Origin of the sequence: Halomonas sp. KM072 (assembly GCF_050710315.1) — a bacterium.
Classification (GTDB): Bacteria; Pseudomonadota; Gammaproteobacteria; order Pseudomonadales; family Halomonadaceae; genus Vreelandella; species Vreelandella hamiltonii.
In genome coordinates, this window is record NZ_CP136132.1 from 1,487,151 (window position 1) to 1,510,926 (window position 23,776).

Annotated in this window: 20 protein-coding genes; 13 read left to right on the forward strand and 7 right to left on the reverse strand. The window is 60.0% G+C overall.

The annotated features are described in order from the left end of the window. Positions 1–3 precede the first annotated feature (3 nt). The 3 genes from cydB to RVM26_RS07000 all read right to left on the reverse strand — a co-directional run bounded on the left by cydB (position 4) and on the right by RVM26_RS07000 (position 3,619). Positions 4–1,005, reverse strand: coding sequence for a cytochrome d ubiquinol oxidase subunit II (gene cydB / locus RVM26_RS06990; protein ID WP_054644964.1), 1,002 nt, complete (start codon positions 1,003–1,005; stop codon positions 4–6). A 3-nt stretch (positions 1,006–1,008) separates the two neighbouring features. After that, positions 1,009–2,424: a cytochrome ubiquinol oxidase subunit I gene (locus tag RVM26_RS06995; RefSeq protein WP_062360351.1), complete on the reverse strand. Its 1,416-nt coding sequence runs from the start codon at positions 2,422–2,424 to the stop codon at positions 1,009–1,011. 220 nt (positions 2,425–2,644) lie between these two features. Then, positions 2,645–3,619, reverse strand: a complete 975-nt coding sequence (locus RVM26_RS07000) for a calcium/sodium antiporter (RefSeq protein ID WP_287805984.1) — start codon at positions 3,617–3,619, stop codon at positions 2,645–2,647. A 185-nt stretch (positions 3,620–3,804) separates the two neighbouring features. Between RVM26_RS07000 and RVM26_RS07005 the strand changes: the two genes are divergently transcribed. From RVM26_RS07005 to RVM26_RS07040, 8 genes are all read left to right on the forward strand, one after another. Continuing rightward, the gene (locus tag RVM26_RS07005) at positions 3,805–5,148 is read left to right on the forward strand and encodes a PqiA/YebS family transporter subunit (protein ID WP_287805981.1); all 1,344 of its coding nucleotides are present in this window, start codon (positions 3,805–3,807) and stop codon (positions 5,146–5,148) included. Then, on the forward strand, positions 5,141–6,814 hold the full coding sequence (gene pqiB / locus RVM26_RS07010) for an intermembrane transport protein PqiB (protein WP_039182135.1): 1,674 nt from the start codon (positions 5,141–5,143) through the stop codon (positions 6,812–6,814). Before RVM26_RS07005 ends, pqiB begins: the two co-directional genes overlap by 8 nt. A gap of 11 nt (positions 6,815–6,825) precedes the next feature. Further along, the gene (locus tag RVM26_RS07015) at positions 6,826–7,422 is read left to right on the forward strand and encodes a PqiC family protein (protein WP_287805977.1); all 597 of its coding nucleotides are present in this window, start codon (positions 6,826–6,828) and stop codon (positions 7,420–7,422) included. A gap of 247 nt (positions 7,423–7,669) precedes the next feature. After that, on the forward strand, positions 7,670–8,926 hold the full coding sequence (locus RVM26_RS07020; RefSeq protein ID WP_039182139.1) for a DEAD/DEAH box helicase: 1,257 nt from the start codon (positions 7,670–7,672) through the stop codon (positions 8,924–8,926). Between the two features lie 75 nt (positions 8,927–9,001). Next, complete coding sequence (locus RVM26_RS07025; protein WP_039182141.1) at positions 9,002–9,505, forward strand: hypothetical protein; 504 nt, start codon at positions 9,002–9,004, stop codon at positions 9,503–9,505. A 9-nt stretch (positions 9,506–9,514) separates the two neighbouring features. Then, positions 9,515–10,717 (forward strand): MFS transporter, encoded by a 1,203-nt coding sequence (locus RVM26_RS07030; protein WP_287805972.1) that lies wholly within the window; start codon positions 9,515–9,517, stop codon positions 10,715–10,717. A 29-nt stretch (positions 10,718–10,746) separates the two neighbouring features. Continuing rightward, positions 10,747–11,817, forward strand: a complete 1,071-nt coding sequence (locus RVM26_RS07035) for an asparaginase (protein WP_287805969.1) — start codon at positions 10,747–10,749, stop codon at positions 11,815–11,817. An 86-nt stretch (positions 11,818–11,903) separates the two neighbouring features. Further along, on the forward strand, positions 11,904–12,143 hold the full coding sequence (locus RVM26_RS07040) for a DUF2789 domain-containing protein (RefSeq protein ID WP_039182146.1): 240 nt from the start codon (positions 11,904–11,906) through the stop codon (positions 12,141–12,143). A 9-nt stretch (positions 12,144–12,152) separates the two neighbouring features. Here the strand turns inward: RVM26_RS07040 and RVM26_RS07045 are convergent, their stop codons facing one another. Further along, entirely contained in the window at positions 12,153–12,821 is a 669-nt protein-coding gene (locus RVM26_RS07045) for a TVP38/TMEM64 family protein (RefSeq protein WP_498941497.1), read from the reverse strand. Then, on the reverse strand, positions 12,814–13,230 hold the full coding sequence (locus RVM26_RS07050; protein ID WP_498941498.1) for an SRPBCC family protein: 417 nt from the start codon (positions 13,228–13,230) through the stop codon (positions 12,814–12,816). The genes RVM26_RS07045 and RVM26_RS07050 overlap by 8 nt, the downstream gene beginning before the upstream one ends. A 193-nt stretch (positions 13,231–13,423) precedes the next feature. Between RVM26_RS07050 and queC the strand changes: the two genes are divergently transcribed. From queC to RVM26_RS07070, 4 genes are read left to right on the forward strand one after another with little or no spacing between them, the layout of a single operon-like run. Then, on the forward strand, positions 13,424–14,131 hold the full coding sequence (queC, locus tag RVM26_RS07055) for a 7-cyano-7-deazaguanine synthase (RefSeq protein ID WP_498941499.1): 708 nt from the start codon (positions 13,424–13,426) through the stop codon (positions 14,129–14,131). Further along, entirely contained in the window at positions 14,131–14,805 is a 675-nt protein-coding gene (queE, locus tag RVM26_RS07060) for a radical SAM family protein (RefSeq protein WP_498941500.1), read from the forward strand. The genes queC and queE overlap by 1 nt, the downstream gene beginning before the upstream one ends. Beyond that, positions 14,805–15,638, forward strand: a complete 834-nt coding sequence (locus RVM26_RS07065) for a 6-carboxytetrahydropterin synthase (RefSeq protein ID WP_287805956.1) — start codon at positions 14,805–14,807, stop codon at positions 15,636–15,638. The genes queE and RVM26_RS07065 overlap by 1 nt, the downstream gene beginning before the upstream one ends. Then, the gene (locus tag RVM26_RS07070) at positions 15,635–15,919 is read left to right on the forward strand and encodes a YkgJ family cysteine cluster protein (RefSeq protein ID WP_287805953.1); all 285 of its coding nucleotides are present in this window, start codon (positions 15,635–15,637) and stop codon (positions 15,917–15,919) included. The genes RVM26_RS07065 and RVM26_RS07070 overlap by 4 nt, the downstream gene beginning before the upstream one ends. Here RVM26_RS07070 and RVM26_RS07075 read toward each other — a convergent pair. Beyond that, on the reverse strand, positions 15,916–19,821 hold the full coding sequence (locus RVM26_RS07075; RefSeq protein ID WP_287805950.1) for an ATP-binding protein: 3,906 nt from the start codon (positions 19,819–19,821) through the stop codon (positions 15,916–15,918). The two genes, RVM26_RS07070 and RVM26_RS07075, sit on opposite strands and share 4 nt — an antisense overlap. A 30-nt stretch (positions 19,822–19,851) precedes the next feature. Further along, a complete protein-coding gene (locus RVM26_RS07080; RefSeq protein WP_026001703.1) occupies positions 19,852–20,508 on the reverse strand; it encodes a MiaE family protein in 657 nt (218 codons plus the stop codon). Positions 20,509–21,047: 539 nt separating this feature from the next. On the opposite strand from RVM26_RS07080, the gene acnB reads away from it, so the two are divergent. Further along, positions 21,048–23,651: a bifunctional aconitate hydratase 2/2-methylisocitrate dehydratase gene (gene acnB / locus RVM26_RS07085; protein WP_287805946.1), complete on the forward strand. Its 2,604-nt coding sequence runs from the start codon at positions 21,048–21,050 to the stop codon at positions 23,649–23,651. The last annotated feature ends 125 nt before the right edge of the window (positions 23,652–23,776 follow it).

Here is a 23,776-nt window from a genome sequence, read left to right on the forward strand (position 1 = left end):
GAATCAGTGGTACCCTTCGCCGACGCGCACCTTGCCGCGGAAGACCCAGTAGGTCCAGGCGGTATAGGTCAGGATAATCGGAATGACGAACAGCACACCGATCAGCAGGAACAGCTGAGATTCAGGGGCGGAGGCGGCATCCCACAGCGTGTAGTTGGGGGGCACGATGATGGGCCACTTGCTGACGATCAGCCCCAGGTAAGTGAACACGTAGATGCCGATGGTGGCTACAAAGGGAATGCCCTCGTCACGACGTTTCACGGAGCGATACACCATGAAAGCCGACAGCAGCGCCAATGCCGGGAACACCCAGATCAGTTGCAAATGACCGAACCAGCGCTCCCAGACCACCGGATTCACGAACGGAGTCCAGATGCTGATGATACCGAAGACGCCCAGTACCAGCGCCAACAGCAGCGGGGTGATCTTGTACGCCCACTCCTGAATGTGGCCCTCGGATTTCAAGATCAGCCAGGTGGCTCCCAGTAACGCATAACCTGCCATCAGGCCGAAGCCGGTCAGTACCGAGAATGGCGTCAGCCAATCGAAAGCGCCACCTGCAAAGGCAAAGTTTTCGACATGAAACCCCTGAATGTAAGCACCAACCACCGCCCCTTGAGCGAAAGCGGCCACGCCGGAGCCCCAGCAGAAGGCGCGGTTCCACCAGCGACGATTGCGCCGGGACTTGAAGCGGAACTCGAAGGCCACACCCCGGAAAACAAGCCCCGCCAGCATCAAGAACACACCAATATAGAGTGCGGGCAGGAAGACCGAATAGACCAGCGGGAAAGCCCCGAGCAAACCGGCACCCGCCAGCACCAGCCAGGTCTCGTTGCCGTCCCAGACCGGCGCCACGGAGTTCATCATCACATCCCGGGCGTCTTCGTCCGGGGCGAAGGGATACAGAATCCCAAGCCCCAGATCGAAACCGTCCATCAGCACGTACATCATCAGTCCGAACCCGATAATGCCTGCCCAAATTATCGTCAGATCAAACATTTCCATGTCTCAGTTCCTCACCGGGTCGACATCGTCATCAAAGGGAGTTTCCGTGGCCGACAGTGGACGCATGGGGCGTCTGAAATTGTCGCCTGCCGCTTCACGCTCTTCCTTGGGCAGCATGCCGTTACGCACCACGCGGGTCAGATAGTAGATACCGGCATAGAACACCACCGCGTACACCAGCACGTAGCCCACCAGCGTAAACAGCGCCATGGGGCCGGTTAGCGAAGGCGTAACGCCTTCCGCATGGGTCATCATGCCGTATACCAGCCATGGGGCACGTCCTGACTCGGTCACGATCCAACCAGCCAGCACGGCGACGAACGGCATGGGGATCATGTACACCAGCGTCTTGAGGAACCCGGTGTGCTGATGGAATTTGCCTTTGCGACGCAGCAACAGTCCTATCAGGGCGGTGGCAATCATCAACAGTCCGATCCCTACCATCACGCGGAACGCCCAGAAGACGATCCAGACCGGTGGCTGCTCTTCAGGAGCAAATTCATTCAGCCCCTGAATAACCCCATCCGTAGAGTGGGTCAGTATGAGACTGGCAAGATTGGGGATACCGATTTCAAAGCGATTGGTTTGCGCTTCCTGGTCCGGAATGGCGAACAGCAGCAACGGAACGTTGCCAGAGGTTTCCCAATGCCCTTCCATGGCCGCCACTTTGGCCGGCTGGTGCTCCAGAGTATTCAAACCATGGAAGTCCCCCACGACCGCCTGGGCTGGCGCCAGAAACAGCAGCAACCAAAGGCACATGGAAAGCGCTCGACGGTTGGCTTCCGGGTCGCGACCACGCAGCAGGAACCAGGCACTCACACCGGCCACCACGAAGCCACCGGTCAGAAAAGATGCCATGGCCATGTGCGCGAAGCGGTAAGGAAAGGAGGGATTGAATATCGCTTCGGTCCAGGAAACCACGTGGAACCGATAGTCGATGAGTTCTACCCCTGCCGGCGTATGCATCCAGCTGTTGGCAGAAAGAATCCAGAACGACGAAATGAAAGTACCGATCGCCACCATGATGGCAGCAAACAGGTGAACCCCTTGTGGCACCTTGCCTCGGCCAAAGAGCAGGACACCGAGGAATGCCGCCTCAAGGAAGAAAGCGGTAACGACCTCGTAGCTGAGCACCGGCCCGAGGAAGTTGGAGGCCGCCTGGGAGAAGTTGCTCCAGTTGGTGCCAAACTGGAAAGACATGACGATCCCGGAGACGACGCCCATTCCGAAAACCACGGCAAACACCTTGGTCCAGAACAGTGCCAGGCGGTCCCAAGCGGGGTTGTTGGTCTTGAAGAACAGCCCATGAAGCAGCGCTATGTAAGACGCCAGACCGATGGTGAAGACCGGAAAAATCGCATGAAACGATACAACGAAGGCGAACTGCATTCGCGATAGTAAAAGGGGGTCGAGTTCCATCACACGCTCCTAAGACCTGGATTAAAATCCCATCAATGGGTGTCACAAGCTTAGTTGAGCCTTAATGGCGCTGCATTTTAGTTATAAGCACTAAGCTTATTCTTTACATGTGTTGTAGTTTAACGTTTCGAGCGCCGTTATACAGCGATAGTTTGCCTGAAAAGCTGTGTCGCATTGACGCATACTCCTCAGACAAACCACCATTTTTCGGTGCAATCGTTTAAGACATCACCACAATGCTGACCATATAGCCTGTGTAGGCGATAAAAATGGCGAAGAGAACACCGCCTTCAACGCGGTTGATACGCCGTGGGCGACCACGCCAAGAAAATGCGAAGAGCACCATCATAAGCGTCATAAAGGTCATGACACTCCAGTCACGCACCAGCACCTCACGACCCACTTCGATAGGTGTGATGACACCCGCCAACCCTACCACGGCCAAACTATTGAACAGATTGGAGCCCACCACGTTGCCCAGCACCATATCGTGCTCTTTACGCCTCAAGGCACTGATGGACGAGGCAAGCTCGGGTAGCGACGTACCGACGGCCACCACCGTCAAACCGATGATGAGATCGCTGACACCAAATCCTACGGCAATTTCTACCGCGCCCCACACCAACAGACGCGAGCTGGCCACCAACAGCACTAACCCCACCAGCGTCCACATCACTGCTTTACCACGTGACAGCGGCTTGCTGTCCAGGCTCTCCGTCACTTCATCGGTCAGTGCATCCGCCTGATGACGCCGTGACTGGATGATACTGACCGTAATGAAGATCCCCAGCGCGGCCAGCAGCAACACTGCCTCACCGCGGGAAATCCAGCCATCCATCAACATGTAACCGGTCAGCAGCATGACCGCCACCAATAGCGGCATCTCCTTGCGAATAACGCTGGAGTGCACCGCCAGCGGCGCTATAAGCGCCACAAAACCCAGCACCAGCCCTATGTTGGCAATATTGGATCCGTAAGCATTGCCAACCGCCAGCCCGGGATTACCCTGCATGGCCGCCAGTACGGAGACCATCATTTCAGGGGCCGACGTTCCGAATCCGATCACCAGCATACCGATCAGCAGTGGCGACAACCCCAACCACCGCGAGGTAGCAGCAGCGCCATCGATAAATTTTTCAGCACTCCAGATCAGCAGGACGAGCCCTACCACCACTGCTACAAAGGCAAGCAACATTTCGGTTCCTTAATGTCATCGTATTAGGCACTATCGCGGCTGCATCCTTGTCGAACCGGGAGGCGGAGTCAAGCACCGAGTTCAAGAGAAGCGTGTTGACTCTGATTCGACACTCACGTCTCGGCTCTATATTGATTTAAAATGCGCCAACTATCGAGAGTTTGCCATTACCTGATGTCTCTTTCATGAAACGACCCACCCTTTCCATGCATACCCCCGCCGTGGACTGCACGCCCCCCGAGGCACGCGTTCAGCGCAGGCGGCTGCGCGCCTGCCATGAGTGCGACTGGGTCTCGGCCCTGCCCCCTTTGGGCTCGGGTGAGAAGGCCTCCTGCCCACGATGCTCCCATGTGCTGGTCAAGCGCCACCGCTACCCCGCGCAACGTAGCATGGCACTGGCCATTGCCTCACTGGTGGCACTCATCCTGGCCGTTTCGTTTCCTTTCGTCAGCTTCAGCGTAGGCGGTATCGGCAACCGCATCGAGCTGACCCAGACGGCCACGGCGCTGATCAATTTTCATCAGCCTGTCGTGGCCATCGCAGTGATCATGACCATCGTGGTACTGCCTGCGGTCTACTTGACAGGGGTCATCTGGCTGCAGTTCGGGTTACTGCGCGCCCGCCCGCTGCCATTGAGTCGTGATATCGCTCGCTCGCTGGCCCACCTGACCCCCTGGATGATGGCCGATGTATTCATCATCGGCGCGCTGGTCAGCCTGATCAAAGTGGCCGGCATGGCACAGATCGAGCTGGGCATCTCCTTTTGGGCCTTCTGTGTGTTCGCAATCCTGCTGCTGATGACCACACAGTCCATCGACGCGGACTGGATGTGGTTTTCATTGGAGGGCGAGCCACTGGCCCCGGAAGGCACCCTGACGGGTGCCACGGCGGCGAGCCAAAACGTGACGGGCTGCCCCACCTGCGGGCTGGTCAACCGCCTGGAAAAAGGCCATGGACGGTGCGTTCGCTGCCACGAAAAATTGCACACGCGGCTTCCGTACAGCTTGCAGCGCACCTGGGCGCTGCTCTTTGCTGCGGCGATCATGTATATTCCTGCCAATGTCTACCCCATCATGACCACTACCAGCCTTGGCCATACGGCACCCTCGACCATCATTGGCGGTGTCGTGCAGCTCCTGCAAATGGGGTCCTGGCCCGTGGCTGCGGTGATTTTCATTGCCAGTGTCATTGTGCCTGTCGGCAAATTGGTCGCGCTGGTATGGTTATGCCTGATGATCAATCGCAGCGACGAGCTCAACGCCAACAGCCGCACGCGGCTATATCGCATCACCGAGTTCATTGGCCGCTGGTCCATGGTGGATGTATTCGTGGTAGCGATCCTCGTTGCCCTGATCCGTGCCGGTTCGCTGATGTCGATCACCCCCGGCCCCGCAGCACTCGCTTTTGGCGCCGTGGTCGTGCTGACCATGCTGGCCGCCATGACGTTCGACTCTCGCTTGATCTGGGACTCCCCGACTCCACGCCCTGCCCGCCGCACGACGGCCACCAAGGACGCTATTGATGGCTAATGATGTAACCCCCAACACCGATACTGACAACGAACTCCACCGAGCCAAAGCCTCTCGGCAGACACGCCTGTCGCCCATCTGGATCGTACCGCTCGTGGCCGTCATCATTGGCCTGTGGCTGGTGTATGACAACTACACCAGCCGTGGCACCTTGATCACGTTGACCATGAGCAACGCCGAAGGCATCGAGGCAGGCAGCACCTTGATACGCAGCCGCAACGTCGAGATTGGTCGCGTACAAAGCGTGCGCCTGTCGGATGACCTCTCACAAGCCGTGATGACCGCCCGAATCCAGCCCGAAGCCGAAGCCATGCTCAGAGAGGACAGCCGATTCTGGGTCGTCAAGCCGCGCATTGGTCGCGAAGGCATCAGCGGCCTGGGCACCGTGCTATCCGGAGCCTACCTTCAATTGGAGCCCGGCCAATCGGACGAACCGAGAAGGGAGTTCTCCGTCAGCGACGTGCCGCCGGTGGCCACGGCAGGACAGGCCGGACTTCAAATCAGCCTGGTCAGCCAACTGGGCAACTCCCTGCGCGTCGGCGACCCGGTTTCCTATCAGGGCTATACCGTTGGTCGCGTCGAAGATACCCGTTTCGATGCGGATTCGCGCACCATGTATCACCAGGTTTTCATCGAAGAACCCTATTCCCAATTGGTGACCGACAGCACCCGGTTCTGGACGGCCAGCGGCGTCGATTTTCGCCTGGATGCCAATGGCTTTCGGGTCAATGTCGAATCGCTCGAAGCATTGCTGGGCGGCGGTGTGACCTTTGGCGTGCCCGAAGATCTGCCCATGGGACGACCCGTTGAGCATAACGCGCGCTTCAATCTTTACGCCGATGAAGACGACGCCCGCGAAGGTACCTTCAACCGCTATCTGGAATACGTGCTGCTGGTCGACGACACGGTGCGTGGTCTTTCTCGCGGAGCGCCGGTGGAGTTTCGCGGCGTGCGCATAGGTACCGTGGCAGCGGTACCCTGGAATTTTACCGCGCCTCAACCAGATTCCAGAGCGCGGTTCGCGATACCGGTACTGATTCGCATCGAGCCACAACGGCTGGGCATCGAAAATTCAGATATCGATCTGGAAGATTGGGACAATCGCTTCACCAGAATGTTTGGCCTGGGACTGCGCGCATCGCTGAAAAACGGCAGTCTGCTCACCGGGGCGCTGTTCGTCGATCTGAACTTCCAGCGCGACCTGGCCGATGAATACATAGCGGAAACTTTCTCGGAACGGACGGTATTCCCCACCGTCGCCGGTGGCTTTGCCCAGATTCAGGGGCAGATTACCGATCTGCTGGAAAAGCTCAACGCACTCGAGGTCGAACCACTACTGGCAGGCCTGGACCGCAATTTGCAAGCCTCAGAGCATGTGCTCAACGAAGTGCGTGACGTCAGCCGCTCGATCAACGAACTGTTGAGCGACCCGGATACTCGCGCGATTGGCGGCAATTTGAACAGCACGCTGGAAGAGCTGCGCAGCACACTGCAGGGGGTATCGCCGTCGTCGCCCGCCTATCAGGAGCTGACCACGGCCATCGAGCGGCTGGACCGCCTGATGCGAGACCTGCAGCCCCTTACGCGTACGCTGAATGAAAATCCTCGCGCCCTGCTGTTCGATAACCTCGACACCCAGGACCCGACGCCCCGCGCCCCGCGCTGACAGGAGAGACCATGATTCAACCTTTTACACGACTGCTGATCATTGCCACTGCCTGCATGGCCCTGACCGCGTGCGCAAGCAGCGTCACTCCCCCAGCTCGCTACATGCTGCCCAGCCCCGCGGCCAGCAGCGCCCCTAGCCAGCCCACGGGCACGCTGGCCATCCGCGCTCCACGCTTGGCGCACTATCTGGACGTGGATGGCATCGTCATGCAGTTGGACGACATCACGTTGAACCAGGCTCGTGAACACCAGTGGGCCGAGGGCATTGGCCGTCAGCTGGAACGTAGCCTGCGAGCGCAGTTGGCCCAGCAGCTTCCCCAGCTGCAGGTGGTGCGTTCAGAGGGCGCCCTGCCAGACGCCTTGACGCTTTCAGTGGAGGTGGATCAGTTCCAGGGGCGCCACGATGGCATGGCGGTAGCCAGCGGGCAGTGGCAGCTGCGCCGCGCAGACAATAGCCTGGTCACACTGCAAAGCTTCACTACGCAAACGCCCCTGGAAGAAGATGGCTACCCTGCCCTGGTACGCGCGCTGGGTGAAAGCTGGAACCTGCTGAGCGTGGAAATCGCCGAGCAGATTCGGCGCAATGGCTATTTCACTGGCGGCTAATTCACGTCCGCATCGACAGCGCTGAGTGAGACTTTCGTGTTACACTCGGCGCCAGCGCCTTTCGCAAGCGCACCCCATCACTTCCACGCAGCCCTGCGGGCAATGGCTGCGTGGCTTTAGAACGCCCGTCGTGGCTGCCCGATCTGATTCTTAGATGCGCCCTCATGGCGCAATTACATCCTCGTATCTTGAACATGACGCCACCCCCTCACTTAGAGAGTGAGGGAGTGGCGACTGCGGAGAATGCATGAGCTTTTCTGACCTTGGTCTGCACCCTGATCTACTCAGCGCCATTGGCGCACAGGGCTATCATCAGCCCACCCCGATTCAACGCCAGGCCATTCCCGTCGTACTAGAAGGCCGAGACCTGCTGGCCAGCGCCCAGACGGGCACCGGCAAAACCGCAGGCTTCACGCTGCCCATGCTGCAACGCCTGATGCAAGGCAAACGCCCCGGCAAACGCCAGGTCCGTGCACTGGTTCTGACCCCTACTCGGGAGCTGGCCGCCCAGGTCGGTGAAAGCGTCACCGCTTACGGGCAGCACTTGTCACTGCGCTCGCATATCATTTTCGGCGGTGTCGGCCAACAGCCCCAGGTAGACGCCCTGAAAGCCGGCCTGGACGTACTGGTGGCTACCCCTGGCCGCCTGCTGGACCTTCACCAGCAGGGGCACGTGGATCTGTCTGGCGTGGAAATACTGGTGCTCGATGAAGCCGACCGTATGCTCGACATGGGCTTCATCCACGACATCAAGCGCCTTCTGCGCCTGGTGCCCAAACAGCGCCAGAACCTGCTGTTCTCGGCCACCTTCTCCAACGAGATTCAGGCCTTGGCCCAGCAATTGCTGAACAACCCGGCGATGATCGAAGTGGCGCCGCGCAACACCACTGCCGAAAAAATCGAGCAGGCCATCTACCGCGTGGACCGCGACAAGAAACGCGACCTGCTGGCCCATTTGATTCAGCGCCATGGCTGGTTTCAAGTACTGGTCTTCACGCGTACCAAGCACGGCGCCAATCGCCTGGCAGAGCAGCTGACCAAGCAGGACATTCCCGCCATGGCGATCCATGGCAACAAGAGCCAGGGCGCGCGTACTCGAGCGCTCGGGGCCTTCAAGAGTGGCGACCTGCAGGTACTGGTCGCCACCGACATTGCCGCACGTGGCCTGGATATCAGCGAACTTCCCCACGTGGTCAACTTTGACCTGCCCAACGTCGCCGAAGATTACGTGCACCGCATCGGGCGCACAGGCCGCGCGGGCAGCAACGGTGAAGCGGTATCACTGGTGTGCGTCGATGAGCATGGCCTGCTCAAGAACATCGAGCGGCTGATCAATCAAACGCTGCCCAAGCACGTCGAGCCCGGCTTCGAGCCTGACCCCAATGCCAAGCCCGAACCCATCGAAAATGGCCGCCGCAGCCAGCGTCAACCTCGCGCCCGTCGCGCGTCCGAGAGCCCGCAAGCCAATAACGGCGGCGAGCGCCGCCGTCGCGCTCGCCGCTAGCCCCAACGACCGGAATGTGCGAAGGTATCGCCTCGCATATTCCGGCGTTTCGCTGAACCAATTCATGGAGTGACTATGGCGTCTTCACAACTGATGGCAGATTATCGCCAGTGGCTGACTTTTCAGCGTCAGGAGCAGCTGAGCCGCGAGCATCAGGGGATCTCACAGCGTCTGGAAGATGCCCGCGCTTCCTCGGCACAGGTCATTCAGGCCTATCGCAGCATGGCTGAAAAAGCCTCGAACGAAGGCGCCTGCTATCGAACGCTGTTTCTGCGTGAATGCGATGACAACGCTTCCCTGCCTTGTGAAGGTTGGCTGTTCGTACGTCGCGTGCTGAGTGAAGGCAACAGCACTCGTATCAGAGCGACACTGCTGGAAACCTTCAATTTGGCGGATGGCGCCATTGCATTAGGCGACAAACCGGCACGCAAGCTGACCCTGGAAATCTACGACAAACTGGACATCAACAAAGGCATGCGCACCCAGGTACGTGTGGATGCCATCGATACGCCCCAGGACTACCACTTCATCACCCTGCTGGATGCCGTACGCGGCGACCTGCGCCCTTACATGAAATAAGCGCTCGTCATGGTGACACGCCGCGCCGTCAGCTTCATCCTCTTGATGTTCGTGGTTGGGCTCAATCTACGCCCGGCCATGTCGTCGGTGGCCCCCCTGCTGCACAGGCTGCAGGAAAGCGCGGGGCTGTCGCCTACCGCGGCCGGCATTTTGACCACGCTGCCCGTGCTGTGCCTGGGTCTTGCCGCACCGCTGGCACCCTGGCTCAGCAAACGCCTGGGCAGTGAGCGGGCATTGAGTGCCGCACTGCTGCTGTTGGCGACCGGCCTGCTGGTACGGGGCGCTCCCTTGCCAGGGTTGCTGTACCTGGGGTCGGCCATGGCAGGCGGTGCTATCGGGATAGCGGGCACACTGCTTCCCGCCCTGGTCAAACGCGAACTGCCGCACAGCGCCGACCTGCTGACAGGACTGTACACCATGGCGCTCTGCTTTGGTGGCGCCTTGGGAGCCGGACTGAGCGTCCCGCTACTGACTTGGCTGGGCAGTTGGCAACTCAGCCTGATGAGCTGGTCACTACTGGCCTTGGCAGCCTGGCTGCTATGGTCAGGCTTTGCGCCACGCCCCGTCGCAGCGCCATCGCTTCAGCCCACCTTCCGAGTGCCGCTTGCCGCTTTGCTACGCCAACCCTTGACGTGGCATGTGATGCTCTTCATGGGCATTCAGTCTTCCATGGCTTACATCGTGTTTGGTTGGCTGCCCACCCTGCTCATCGACCGTGGCTACAGCGAAGCAGACGCTGGCTGGACCATGGCCGTCTCCATCATGAGCCAACTGGCCTCGGCGCTGGCGGCCCCATGGGTTGCCCGCTGGCACAAGGACCAACGACCTGCCCTCCTCATGGTACTGGCCGCCACGGCCATCGGCTTGGCGCTGCTGTTGATTGCCCCGATGGCTTGGCGCTGGCCGGGCGCCGTCCTGCTGGGCCTTGGTCAGGGTGGCAGTTTCAGCCTGGCTCTGGCACTGCTCGTACTCCGCACCGCCAACGCACCCTTGGCTGGACAGCTTTCCGGGCTGGTGCAGGGAGGCGGTTACACACTGGCCGCACTGGGCCCTTTTGGCGTGGGTGTGATGCTGCAGATGGGCGCCTCGACCGCGCACATTGCCTGGCTGCTGATCGGCTTGATTCTGGTCTGTTGCGGCTTTGCCTGTCTGGCAGGTCGCAATCGGCAGCTGGATGATCAAGGCGGTCAGCTGCGCGTCTACCTTCAATAACTCTTTTTTGCCTTTACCAGGACATGGCCATGAGTAACGCTCCTCGTTTGACAGACACCCCCTACCCACATGAGCGGGTACTGGTCATCTACACCGGCGGTACGATCGGCATGCAGCCCACCTCCGAGGGTCTGGTGCCCGCGGGCAACTTTGCCGAGAGGTTGCAAAACGCCCTTCAACAGCTGCCCATCGCTCGCCAGCAGACATTGCCTGCCTACGACATCATCAGCCATGATCGCTTGATCGACTCCAGCGCCGCCACGCCCACGACGTGGCAAACGCTGGCCGCCGACATCGCCGAACGCTTTGCAACCTACCGAGGCTTTGTCATCCTGCACGGCACCGACACGCTCAGTTGGAGCGCCTCGAGCCTGGCCTATCAGCTTCAGGGGCTGGACAAGGCGGTCATATTGACGGGGGCCATGCAACCGCTGGAGGCAGCCAATAGCGATGCTCTGGACAACGTATGCGGCGCCCTGCAATTTGCGGCTATGAGCGCCCTGCAGGAAGTGGCGATCTACTTTGCGGGACGCCTGATGCGGGGTGTCAGAACGGTAAAGCAGCACTGTGAAGCGATGACCGCGTTTGCCTCCCCCAACTACCCCCTGCTGGGTGAACGGGTAGACGATGACTGCGTGCTGTATCCCAGCCAAGGGCTGGCAATGCATCAGCGCGGCGCCCCCCGTTTCGAACTCCCGGACTACAGGTGCCTTGCCCAGGGGCAAGTAGTGCGCATTGCGCTGTGGCCAGGCATGGCCGCCTGGCAGCTCTCCAGCTGGTTGGCTCACGACAGCGTCAAGGGAGCACTGTTGCAACTCTGGGGAGCAGGCAACCTGCCTGACGACCCGGATCTGTTAGCGGTACTGGCGCGTGCCAGCGGGGAAGGAAAACTGATCGCGGCGGTCAGCCAGTGTCCACAGGGAACCCTTCACCTGGGCGCGTACTCGGCGGGCCATGGCCTGACGGATGCTGGCGTGCTTTCCGGGGGATCCATGACGCCCGAGGCGGCTTACACCAAGCTGGTACATTTGCTGGCGCAGCCGCTTGCTCACGAAGACCGGGCAACGCGCTTTGTCACTCCCTTAGTGGGCGAGCGATAGCCAGACTGGCATCCCGGCACAGAACGGCTATGGTTAAACAGAACACATGGAGTGCAACATAACCTTCTGAAAACAGGTGGAAACGTATGGATCAACCGGTACATCACTTTAGCGAACTGTTTGAGCAACTGGGGCTGCGCTCGGATTCAGCCTCCATCGAACGCTTTATCGAACGGAACTCCCCGCTGCCCAAAGAGATGCCCTTGGCCGACGCCCCCTGCTGGAACGAGGGCCAAGCGGATTTTCTACGCGAAGCAGTGGAAGAAGATGCCGACTGGGCCGAGGTCGTCGATCATCTGGATGCCTCGATGCACAAAGCCGAATAGGCCTTCGCATCACGCCTGCTCCCGCGCCGCTTCCAGGCGGCGCCGGTACCAGGCCCCCGCCAGCAATAAAGCCGTCAACGCCAGAAGCGGCAGCAGTACGTCCATCTGCAGCGGGTCTTCTTCTTCGATGGCTTCCAGCGCACCGTAAATGGCACTGCTGTAGACAGCCCATTTCACGGCCAGCCCCAAGGCTGCAGCCAGCAGATAACGCCCCAGGGCAATATGCCCCAAGCCTGCCGCAAAATTGATCACTGAATGTGGAAAGCCCGGCAACACACGCATGGCACATTGCGTCAGCAGATCGCTACGCGCTTTCAGCGTGTCCATGACCTTGAGGGTCAGCCCCTTGGGCTGCCAACGCTCGCCGACCCGTGCAGCAAGCAGATAGGCTCCCCAGGCACCCGCGACACTGCTGATGGTCAACATCACCGTAGCGACCAGGGGGGGATAAAAGGGGGCAATCAACCACAGTCCAATACTGCCAGGCAAGCCAATCGCCAGGGTGACCGCCATGGTCAGCATGACCGTCACCACGACCACGGGATGATGAGACATGGTCGCGGCCCAGCGTTTCACCGCCATCAGGTCCGGGGAGTACCAAAGCCATACGTAGGCCAGCATGGCAGCCACCGCAAACGCGGCCGCCCAACGCCAGGAATAGAGAGATAATTTACGCATTGAGGCGTGCTTCAACCCGCTCGAGAATTTGTCGACTGACCTTTCCGACCAGCGGTTTAGCCGCCTTGTTCACCGCTTTTTCCATCAGACGATTGCGGATGTCATAGCTCAGCGTCAGCGACACCTCAGTCCCTTCGGGTACGGCACGCAGCTGATAGCGCCCCTGGTTCCTGACACCTTCCAGGGATTCCCAGGCCAGCACCGTTGGAGGATCGATATCGGTTACCTCCACGTCAAACGCCCAATCCATGCCCATTGCCCGCACGTGCCAGCGGTAGCGGTTTTCGCCAAGACGATCGATCGAGCGTATCAGGTCCGAATAATCCGCAAAATCTTCCACTCGGCGTAACAAGTCAAATACGCGCTCCGGGGAGGCTCTAACGATTTCACTATGTTCTATGGTGGCCATGCGTCCATCTCTAGCGGCTGTAGATGAGTAGCTTATCACGCCAATTCCCTTGGCACACCGGATGCCACCCCCCAGAACACTGGTCAGCAAGCGCGGCATTGCGTAAACTGCCCGCCTTCCGGACCGGACCCCGGAACACCGCCCTGCTGCTTGGGCAGGCACGACATAAATTCTCCGACCATGAGTACCCAGCATGTCATCCACTGCATCATCCGGCGCCCAGGCGCCATCCACCGTCGTCATCTACTCCGGCGGCATGGACTCCTATACCGTCCTTCACCGTGCGCTACGCGAGGGCCTCGCTGTCCATGCGCTATCCTTCGATTACGGTCAGCGCCACCGTCGTGAACTGGACGTTGCACGTCAGGTATGTGAGTCCTTGTCCATCCCTCATGAGGTCGTCGATATTCGCGCCATCCACGGGCTGATCGACAACTCGGCATTGACCAACGCTGCGTTGACCATGCCTCAAGGGGAGTACGATGCCGACTCGCTCCACAGCACCGTGGTGCCCAATCGCAACATGATTCTGCTGTCGTTGGCCATTGCCAAGGCAGTCAATATCGGTGCCAGCCGTGTGGATTATGGCGCGCACGGCGGCGATCACGTGCTTTACCCCGACTGCCGCCCGGCCTTCGTCGAAGCCATGAACGATGTGGCGCAGATTGCCAACTTCGAACCCGTCACGGTCCATGCCCCTTATCTGGCCTCCAGCAAAGACGACATCCTGCGTGATGGGCTCGCCATGGGCCTGGATTACCGCCATACCTGGACCTGCTACGAAGGCCAGCGGCTCGCCTGCGGGCAGTGTGGCAGCTGCCGTGAACGGCTGGCGGCCTTTGCCGCCAATCAGGCCACCGATCCGCTCGCGTATGCTCCCCTTGCCGAGCGAGACTGCTGATGTACCACGTCAAAGAAGCGTTTTACACGCTGCAGGGCGAAGGTGCCCAGGCGGGGCGCGCCAGCGTTTTCTGTCGCTTTGCGGGCTGCAATCTCTGGTCGGGGCGTGACGCCGACCGAGCCACGGCCAAGTGCACTTTCTGCGATACCGATTTCATCGGCACCGATGGCGCCAATGGCGGTCGCTTCGAAAGCCCGCAGCAGTTGGCACGGCATATCAAACAGCTGTGGCCAGCCAACGCAGGCAGCGCGGTGCCCTATGTGGTGTTTACCGGAGGAGAGCCGTTACTGCAGCTCGATACCCCGCTCATCGCCATGCTGCACAGCGAAGGGTTCGAGGTCGCCGTGGAAACCAACGGCACGTTGCCCGCGCCCGCCGGAATCGACTGGCTATGCGTCAGCCCCAAGGGCAGCAACCCGCTGGCCATTCACCAAGGGGATGAGCTGAAGCTGGTGTACCCACAGCACGATGCCCCGCCCGAGCACTTTGCCGCGCTGCACTTTCGACACTTTTACCTGCAGCCCATGGATCACGTCGCCCAGCATGCCGACACGATCCATACCACTGTCGCTGAGCGCAATGCCGCCACGGTGGCCGCCACGACGGCCTATTGCATGGCCCACCCCCAGTGGCGCTTGTCGCTGCAAACCCACAAGATCGCAGGATTCGATTGATGGCTTTATTCGTTCACCACCTGACCCATATCGATGTCTCACTCTGGTGCCCTGAGCGTGGCTTGACCGGCTGCAGTTGGCAGGTCGACGCCCATCTGGATGGCGAACTGGGTGAAGACGGCATGTTGTTCGATTTTGGCGAAGTGAAACCCTGGATCAAGCGCACGCTGGACAACGGGCTGGATCATACGCTGCTGGTGCCCACCAAGGCGCCCGGCGTAGACATCAGCGAGTGCCCAGAAGGCCTGTGCGTTCGCACAGCCACGCCCTATCCGATGGAAGTTCGCGGACCTGCCCAGGCGTTCACACTGCTCCCCTGGGAACACATCTCGCTGGCCAGGGTGACTCAGCTCCTGAGCGAAGAGCTGACACGCGCTCGGCCTCGCAACGTCACCCGTGTCACCCTGAACCTGCAGGAAGAGCGTATCGAAGGCGCATCCTATGGTTACAGCCACGGCCTGAAACGTCACCTGGGCAACTGCCAGCGTATCGCCCATGGCCACCGCTCCCGGCTGCATGTCTATCAACAGCAACAGCGCCAACCTGCCCTTGAGACACAATGGAGTGAATGGCTGGATAACCGCTACCTGCTGGAACAGGCCGATGTGGCGGAACAGACAGCCACCACACTGACCTGTCGCTACACAGCCGAACAGGGTGAATTCTCGATCACCCTGCCCGCTCACCGCTGCAGCGTATTGCCAACGCCCACGACCGTGGAAAATATCGCCCGTTGGCTGGCCGGCAGTATCGCCCAGCAAACTCAGCAGGAAACCTACGTGGAAGCCTTCGAAGGTATCAACAAGGGGGCTACGGCACAGGCAGCGCCATGACGACTCTGATCACCAGTGACCGAAAGGGCAGTTGTCGCATGGGCTGCGGCGCCTGCTGCATCGCGCCGTCCATCAGCTCGCCCATTCCCGGCATGCCAGACGGCAAGCCCTCAGGCGTTCGCTGTGTTCAGTTGAATGAGCAACATCTCTGCATGCTCTTTGGTGATGCCCGTCGCCCTGCCGTATGCAGCCAGTTCGACTTCGACAAGGAGGTGTGTGGCGAGGACCGAGAAGAGGCCCTCGCCACACTCTACTGGTGGGAAACCGCCACAGCCGATTAGGCCTCGCCTCCCAGGCTCACCGGGTGCGGCAAGCGACGGTCCAGCAGGCTGATCCAGCGCACCAGCACCGGCGCATCGCTATGGCTTACCTCGCCCAGCAGTCGACGAAACACCTCTTTCGCTTTCTGGTCATTGGGCTCTATACGCGTAAGCCATAGCTCCAGCGCCGCCAACTCCTGATGGCGGTTGCCATGCTCGCGGGATTGCTGAATGGCCATTTCCGCCAACGCCTTGACCTCGTGGGCAGGGTGGCCCAGCAGGTCACGCACGCGGGCCAGCTGGGTGGCCAGTTCGGGCAGGAAAAGAGTCGTGCGCTCACGGGCAATCACCAGACACTGGTCGAGATACTCTTCGGCTGCGTGCAGCTCACCCAGCTCGATACAGGCATCGGAGTACCACAACACGGGCCGCTGGAAGCGGTCTCGGCCGTTCAATTCGGCCATCTGATCCAGGCTGTCGTGCATTTGCACCAAGCCACCCTGATCCCCCGCCAACGCACGCTGCCAACCCAACACTCCCTGAGCGGAAATCTGCCACAGCTGAAGGTCTGGCGTTCCTGTCATGGCCGCAGCTCGCTCGGCATGCCGCGCCGCCAAATGCACATGGCCCAACTGACGATACAGCGCTGCTGCAAACATCAGCGCCATGGCCAAAGTGCCGGGATGGCCGATCTGCTCCGCTAGCCGAATGGCCGCCGAAACATGCCGCTCAGCACGATGGTAATCACCTCTCAAGCAGAGCGCCCAGCCCTGAAAACAGGCTGCCGTTACCTGGGGATGGTCCGAGAACGGCAGCCACTCGATCATCATCGGGGCATTCAGCGGATCGATTTCGTCCAGATGGTCGTGGGCCTGCTGAATGCGCCCCGCCCAGTATTCACAGTGCGCTCGTGCGTAATCTGCCAGTCGACGGTAGCGCGGGTCTTCCAGCCGAGCGGCAATATCCGCCAGGGTCGATGCCAACGCAAAGGCGTCGGCATGGGCATAGCGCTGGCTACGCCCCACCCATAGCCCCCACTTGACCAGGAAGATCTGCTCGAGGTCTTCCGGATCTTCAGGGGTGTCGCCGCCGCTTTGACGCAGCAGCTCCCGGGCTCTCACAAAGCTTTCATGGGCCGTAGGCGAACCGTGCCCTTCCAGGGCGAACGCTGCCTGGCCACGCACCGTCAGCAGGCTGACTTCACGCGCCACCTCATGGGCTACGTGGCGCAAGCTGGCCAGGCCGAAATCGGCCATGCGCAGCGCCGTGCGGTTGGCGCTCACTTTGAGCGCTTCGCGAGCAGAGAGCTCGAAGTAGCGGGCCCCACGTGCATAGTGGCCACTGCGCCGCAGATGCGTGGCAAAGTCTCCCGGATGGCGACTGATCCATACTGGAAAACGCTCTTCGATCAAGGTCACGACCTGCTGATGCAGCTTGACCCTGACATCACGAGGACAGGAAAGATAGGCAGCCTCCTGAAGCAGCTGGTGGCTGAACTGGTACTCGTGATCACCGCCCTCCTTGTCGATGGGTTCGATGATCTCCAACGCGCGCATGTGCTCCAGCGCCTGGCACAATCGCGGCTTTTCCCAACCGCTGCATTCTGTCAGAAAATCCAACCGGAAACGTTTGCCCAAGACCGCTGCGATATGGGCAATGACACGATCACCTTCCAACTGATCGATTCGGCTGGCCAGGAGCCCCAGCAGCCCCTTGGGCAGCTCGTCCAGGTGCACGCTGCGACCTTCGCGACGATCCATGTCGAGGCGCCGACAAATTTCCTGCATGTAAAGCGGTACGCCATCACAGCGCTCAATGATCTGGTTGCGCAGCCTTGGGCTCAGATGAATACGGTAGCGACGAGAAAGCTGCGACAGCAGCCGTGAGGACTGCAATGCATCCAGCCTGCCCAGGGTGATCTGCTGATCCCAGTGCAGCTTGACCGGTAGCGGTTCGCGGCCGTGGTGGCTGGCCACCATCATGAAGGCCGTATTGATCGGCAGGCGGGCCTGCAGCCCTGCCAACACCTTGAAAGACGGCTCATCGAGCCACTGAAGGTCATCAATCATCAGCACCAGCGTTTGTGTCGCGGCACGATGGTCGATCAGCCGGTGCAAGAGCTTCACCACCAGCTCCACGGCTTCGCCATTTTGAGTCAGCTGGGTGATTTCCTGAACTTCGCGGACCCCGAGAGCTTCTTCGAGCAGCTGTTGATGCGCACCGTCAGCAGTATCGAGCCCCAACGTTGCCTGCAGTGCATGCACCGACTCGCGCGTTGGAGGGTGCTCAAGGTGCCAAGCCAGCAGTGAACGCGCCACTCCGTAAGGGTCCAGTACCGAAAGCCGAGTGGTCGGAAGCCAGCAGATTGCCGCATCGCGACTCAACTCCAGCTGACGGAATCCCACCATCAGCGCCGACTTGCCCATGCCCGAGGCACCACGCACCAGCACGCTTTGCCGCAAACCGATGCCGGCACGTGCCAGCGCATCGCGCAAGGTGCGTAGCGAGGTTTCCCTTCCCACCAGGCTCGGCGGCAAAGCGTCACGCCCGCCTTCGTTCTGACCCAGCGCCAGCGCACGCAAACGCACTCGGCCATCGCTGGCCACCAAGCGCGATACCAGCCTGGGCTGCAAATCCAGCGCGGGGGGCATGTGCTGGCTGGCCTCCTGAGAGATGACCAGCTCGCTTCCCTCGGCGGCACTCATCAGCTCCAAAGACTCTTGCGTCACCTGACCCAGCGGGTCGGCCAGCTGGCGCTCCGGCAAGTAGACCACGCGCCCGCTGTGCAGCCCGGCCGCCAGCTCGAACACCGGCGGTTCGGCGTCCCCGGTCCAGTGGCGACGGCTCTCCTGGGGTAGCGCCTGACGGCAGTGTTCATAAAGCGCCACCAGTTCCGCCAGTTGATGGGCGGGGCCATGGGTACCGAAGCAGGCCAGACCCAAGCCCCCCGTTGCCCCCGGCAGCCAGAAACCGCCCAGATGGTGGCACTGCTGCTCCAACCATCTCAACAGTTCCAGCTGTAGGGCCAAGCAGTTGCGTGTAGCCGCGCGATCCGGCCAGTCACCCTTCAAGCGCAAGCGGATGGCCATCACCGAAAGCTGACGCAGCTCGATCTCATCTTCGCGCAGCGGCTTGCTATCCGCAGCCAACGCGCGCGAAAAGGCCCCTTGTGGCGACATCGCGCGGGGGTCGTGGTGCCCATCCGACCAGAAACTGGCCAATTGCACGAAACTGGGCTCAGGCTGTTGTCCGGAGAGCGCCAGCAGTTGAAGGTAGCTGTTGTATTGCTCGTGAGCCGCAGCCATCTGGTTCTGCTCGGCTAGCTGCCGCACCCAGCGCTCGTGGAACGGGCCGTAGCCTGAAAAGCGGCTGACCAGTCCTTCCAGCATGGCATCCGGCACTTCGGCATGTGTTTCCAGCACCTGTTCGGCAAAGCGGATGACTCGTTGGCGCCACTCATTGCGCACTTGCACCAGCCAACGCTGGAACTCGCTGCAGTTGCTGAGCTGCAGTTCCTCGATCAGATCCCCCTGGTAGCACTCCATCAGCGCTTCCAGCGTCTCCAGATCCTTGGGCCCTTCCAGCAGTTGCTGCAGCTCATGCAAATCCACCTGCCAGTGGGACGGCAGATGAAAGGCAATGGTCTGCCGCGACACGTTGAGGACGTGATCGGCATGCTCGCCCATGGATTGGCGCAGGCAGTGCAGCGCATGGCGCAGGTTGGTTCTGCCTGAGGAGAGGCCTTGGTCTGGCCACAGCAGCTCCGCAAGGGCGGCACGATTGACGGGCTGGCGATGAAGCAGCAGGTACACCAGCAGCGCCTTGACTTTGTCGTAGCTGAAATGAGTGAGCACGTCCTCCCCTTGAGTCAAGGAGAAGTGACCAAACAGGGTCAACTGATCTGTCTGTTGAGCATCACGCATGTTACACATCCTGCCTTGGCTAGCGGCGCATCACGCAGGCACGCCACTATGAAAACGAAAAGCCGTATCTGGAGACATGATCAGTTCCGCCTCACGAGCAACGAAGAAGGCGATGCGTTCGTCGATAGGCGCATCGGTCTGCTGGCGAGCCAGCAAGAGATAGTCTTCGAAATGACGCCCTTCGGACTTGACCAGGGTGCGATAGAACTTGGCCAGCTCTTCGTCCAGGTAAGGAATGAGTCGCGCGAAGCGCTCACAGCTGCGCGCCTCGATCAGAGCGCCGATGATCAACAGGTCGATCAAGCGCTCAGGATCCTGACTGCGTAAATGCTTTCTAAGGCCTTCGGCGTAGCGTGACGCCGTCAGATGGCGATAAGGAACACCACGGCGTTCCATCAAGCCCACTACCTGCTCGAAATGAAGCAGCTCCTCGCGAGCCAATTGCGACATCTTGCTCAACAGCAGCGGCTGATCCACGTAGCGATACAGCAGGCTCATGGCCGTGGAAGCCGCTTTTTTTTCACACTGTGCGTGATCGATCAGCAGTGTTTCCGGGTTGGCCAATGCCCATTGCAACCAGGCATCGGGGGTCGGGCAAGCTAAAAAGTCATGCAAACTTTCTGGCAACAGATCATCCGCTTGCAGCGCATGTTCCGCTGTTTGCAACGCCATTAATTGTATCGACATAACACCAGCACCAAGCGTTTATCACACTATTGTACAATATATAAACGCCAATGGCGTCCGTTCCCTGATTGGTTCGAGGATGAACAAACGTGTCTTCCAGCCTCGCCTAAAAATGCATTGACACTATTGACACTAATGTATAGCAAGCCTGAATCACGCTCCACACGGGAATCATGCTTGCCGAGGCTACCCAGCTCTACAGGCCAGCGCTCGCTTGGCAGCCATGGTAACGCGGCATCACGATAATCACACCAGCCGTCACCCAAAAACACGCCTCTTGGTAAAAACTTTCATGTTTACGGCACATTAATCAAAAAAGCTGCTCTCAGGAAAGCGTCTTTCAACATCTCAACACAAAGTACAAGTAGGCATCCTGCCTGACTTCTTAACATTGTCGACAGTTTCCCGTAGAATCCGAGCCATCCACCAGACGCTGATTCTCAGGCGTATGTCATGTGATCGAAGGATGTCCTTGTTACCGTGCAGGCGTCTTTTGCTAACACTGATGATCACTACCAAGAAGATGAGAGGGCCCCAACGTGCTTGAAGCTTACCGCCAACATGTCGAGGAACGCGCTGCAGAGGGCGTCCCAGCCAAGCCCCTGACCGCCGAACAAGTCGCCGACCTGATCGAGCTGCTGAAGAACCCGCCGGCCGGAGAAGAAGAGTTCATTCTGGACTTGATCACCAACCGGGTACCGCCGGGCGTCGACGAAGCCGCCTATGTCAAAGCGGGCTTCCTGACCGCGTTGGCCAAAGGCGAGGCGTCCTCGCCGCTGATCGACAAGGTCCATGCCGTCAAACTGCTGGGCACCATGCAGGGCGGCTATAACATCGTTTCCATGGTCGAGCTGCTCGATAACGAAGAGCTGGCCCGTGAAGCAGGTGAGCAGCTCAAGCACACCCTGCTGATGTTCGATGCGTTCCACGATGTGGAAGAGCGCGCCAAGAATGGCAACGCCGTCGCCAAGGACGTCATGCAGTCCTGGGCCGACGCCGAGTGGTTCCTCTCCAAGCCTGCGCTGGAAGAAAAAATCACGCTGACCGTCTTCAAGGTCCCGGGTGAAACCAACACCGACGACCTGTCGCCCGCGCCGGATGCATGGTCACGCCCCGATATTCCACTGCATGCCAACGCCATGCTTAAAAACGAGCGCGAAGGCATCGAGCCTGAAGTACCGGGCACCACGGGCCCGCTCAAGCAGATCGAAGACGTCAAAGCCAAAGGCTTCCCGGTTGCCTATGTAGGTGACGTGGTAGGTACCGGCTCTTCGCGTAAGTCAGCCACTAACTCTGTGCTGTGGTTCTTTGGTGACGACATTCCTTACGTGCCAAACAAGCGCGCTGGTGGCTTCTGTTTCGGCGGCAAGATTGCCCCGATCTTCTTCAACACCATGGAAGATTCCGGTGCCCTGCCGGTAGAAATGGACGTTTCCAAGCTGGAAATGGGCGACGTCATTGACGTTTATCCCTACGAAGGCAAAGTGTGCAAGCACGGCACCGATGAAGTGTTGAGCACTTTCGAACTGAAAACTCAGCTGATTCTCGATGAAGTGCGTGCAGGCGGTCGTATTCCGTTGATCATCGGCCGTGGCCTGACCGGTAAAGCGCGCGAGTCGCTAGGCTTGGCGCCTTCAGACGTTTTCCGACTGCCCGATCAGCCGGCCGATACCGGCAAAGGCTTTACGCTGGCACAGAAGATGGTGGGCAAGGCCTGCGGCATGGACGGCGTTCGTCCCGGCATGTACTGCGAACCGAAGATGACCACCGTAGGCTCCCAGGACACCACTGGCCCGATGACCCGCGACGAGCTGAAAGATCTTGCTTGTCTTGGTTTCCAAGCCGATCTGGTCATGCAGTCCTTCTGCCACACGGCGGCTTATCCGAAACCGGTTGACGTAGACACTCACCACACCCTGCCCGACTTCATCATGAACCGTGGCGGTGTTTCACTGCGCCCCGGCGACGGTATCATCCACAGCTGGCTGAACCGCATGCTGCTGCCGGACACGGTCGGCACCGGCGGTGACTCCCACACCCGCTTCCCGCTCGGTATCTCCTTCCCGGCAGGTTCTGGTCTGGTTGCCTTTGCTGCTGCCACTGGCGTCATGCCGCTGGATATGCCCGAGTCCGTTCTGGTGCGTTTCAAGGGTGAGCGTCAGCCTGGCGTCACGCTGCGCGACCTGGTTCACGCCATTCCTCTCTACGCCATCAAGCAGGGTCTGCTGACGGTCGAGAAATCCGGCAAGAAAAACGCCTTCTCCGGCCGCGTGCTGGAAATCGAGGGCCTCGAAGACCTCACCGTCGAGCAGGCTTTCGAGCTTTCCGATGCCTCGGCCGAGCGTAGTGCGGCTGGCTGTACCATCACGCTGTCCGAAGAGAGCGTGACCGAGTACCTGAAGTCCAACATCACGCTGCTGAAGTGGATGATTGCCAACGGTTATGGCGACGCCCGTACCATCAGCCGCCGTATCGAAGGGATGGAAGCGTGGCTGGCCAACCCGTCACTGATGCGTGCGGACAAAGATGCCGAGTACGCCGAAATCATCGAGATCGACCTCAGCGAGATCAAGGAGCCTGTTCTCTGCGCTCCCAACGATCCGGACGACGCTCGCCTGCTCTCCGACGTGGCTGGCGAGAAGATCGACGAAGTGTTTATCGGTTCGTGCATGACCAACATCGGTCACTTCCGTGCCGCCGGTAAGCTGCTGGAGAAACAGCCTGCGGGCAGCCTGAAGACCCGCCTGTGGTTGGCGCCGCCGACCAAGATGGATCAGCACCAGCTGACCGAAGAGGGTTACTACGGCATTTACGGCCGTGCAGGCGCCCGCATGGAAATGCCGGGATGTTCACTGTGTATGGGTAACCAGGCGCGTGTGGCTGCCAAGAGCACCGTCGTGTCTACGTCTACACGTAACTTCCCGAACCGCCTGGGAGATGGCGCAAACGTCTACCTCGCCTCGGCGGAGCTGGCAGCGGTCGCAGCGGTGGAAGGCCGCTTGCCGACAGTGGCTGAGTACCAGCGTTACATGGGCGAATTTGACGCCTTGGCTGGCGAAATCTATCGTTACATGAACTTCCACGAAATCGAGGAGTACCAGAAGGTCGCCTCGAACGTGATTCCAGTAGCCCAAGAGGCCTAAGCGCCACGGCTACTGCCCCATCGCCGATGCTCGCAACATCGCAGAGACGCCACGCGACTCTGAGCCGATGACCGAACGCCCCTTCCTTCGCAGGTCGGGGCGTTTTTATTATCAGCGGCGTCACT